This window comes from bacterium, assembly GCA_030654305.1.
Classification (GTDB): Bacteria; Krumholzibacteriota; Krumholzibacteriia; order LZORAL124-64-63; family LZORAL124-64-63; genus PNOJ01.
Genome location: JAURXS010000333.1, coordinates 1 through 1001, shown reverse-complemented (window position 1 = coordinate 1001; position 1001 = coordinate 1). Strand labels below are relative to the sequence as shown.

At 69.1% G+C, this 1001-nt stretch carries 1 protein-coding gene; it reads right to left on the bottom strand.

The annotated features are described in order from the left end of the window. Window positions 1-93: 93 nt before the first annotated feature. On the bottom strand, window positions 94-843 hold the full coding sequence (locus Q7W29_09650) for an SDR family oxidoreductase (GenBank protein ID MDO9172083.1): 750 nt from the start codon (window positions 841-843) through the stop codon (window positions 94-96). Between the last annotated feature and the right edge of the window lie 158 nt (window positions 844-1001).

Sequence of the window (1001 nt, the reverse complement as noted above, 5' to 3'; positions counted from 1 at the left end):
GCCAGGCCTATGAGGCTGCTGGCCAGGATGAATGTCGGTTTGCGTTTGGTCAAGGGGTACGACAGACAAAAACAGAAGGGTGGGAAGACTGGTTCAGCGGGCGAGGTAGCCGCCGTCCACCGGGTAGTAGGACCCGGTCACGAACGACGCCCGTTCCGAGGCGAGCCAGACCACGAGTTCGGCCACCTCCTCGGCGCGGCCCAGGCGACCGATCGGGTGGGCCGCCACCAGCAGGGCGTTGACCGCCGGGTCGTCTTCGAGGCCGCTGATCATGGGTGTGTGGATGAAGCCGGGGCCGACCGCATTGATGCGCACGCCCTGGGCGCCGTATTCGAGGGCAGCGGCCTGCGTGAGGCCCACCACGCCGTGTTTGGCCGCGGTGTAGGCCGACGCGTTGGCAAAGCCGACCGCGCCCAGGATCGAGGCCACGTTGACGATCGAGCCGCCGCCGTTGAGCAACATGGCCGCGATCTGCGCGCGCATGCCGTAGAACACGCCGTTGAGGTTGATGTTGATCACCTGCGCCCAGGCGTCGAGCGGGTAGTCGGCCAGGGGCGCGGCGGCGCCGCCGATGCCGGCGTTGTTGCAGGCCACGTCGAGGCGGCCGAAATGCGCCATGGCCTGGGACACCAGCGCCTGGCACTCGTCGGCGCTGCCCACATCGGCCGCCACAAACAGCGACTCACCGCCCTGCGACCGCACCAGCGCGCCGGTTTCGACGCCGGCGTCGGCATCGATGTCCGACAGCACCAGCAGCGCGCCTTCGCGCGCGGCCGTGAGGGCAATGGCCCGGCCGATGCCCGAGGCGGCACCGGTGACGAGCACCACTTTGTTTTTCAGCATGGGTTTCATCCAAAGGGGTGCAGCCTGGGGCTGCACGCTGCAGACCCCGCCGCTGGTGCGAGCCAACAGCGGGGATGTGGATGGACCTTAGGTGTCGGAGCGCCGGGCGTCTGTGCGCTGCCAGACCAAGCGCTGGGTCAGCCCGCTCGCGCGGGCGC

Excerpts from the sequence above, each read along its gene's own strand:
- Q7W29_09650 (MDO9172083.1), bottom strand. The coding sequence starts at position 843 with ATGCTGAAAAACAAAGTGGTGCTCGTCACCGGTGCCGCCTCGGGCATC.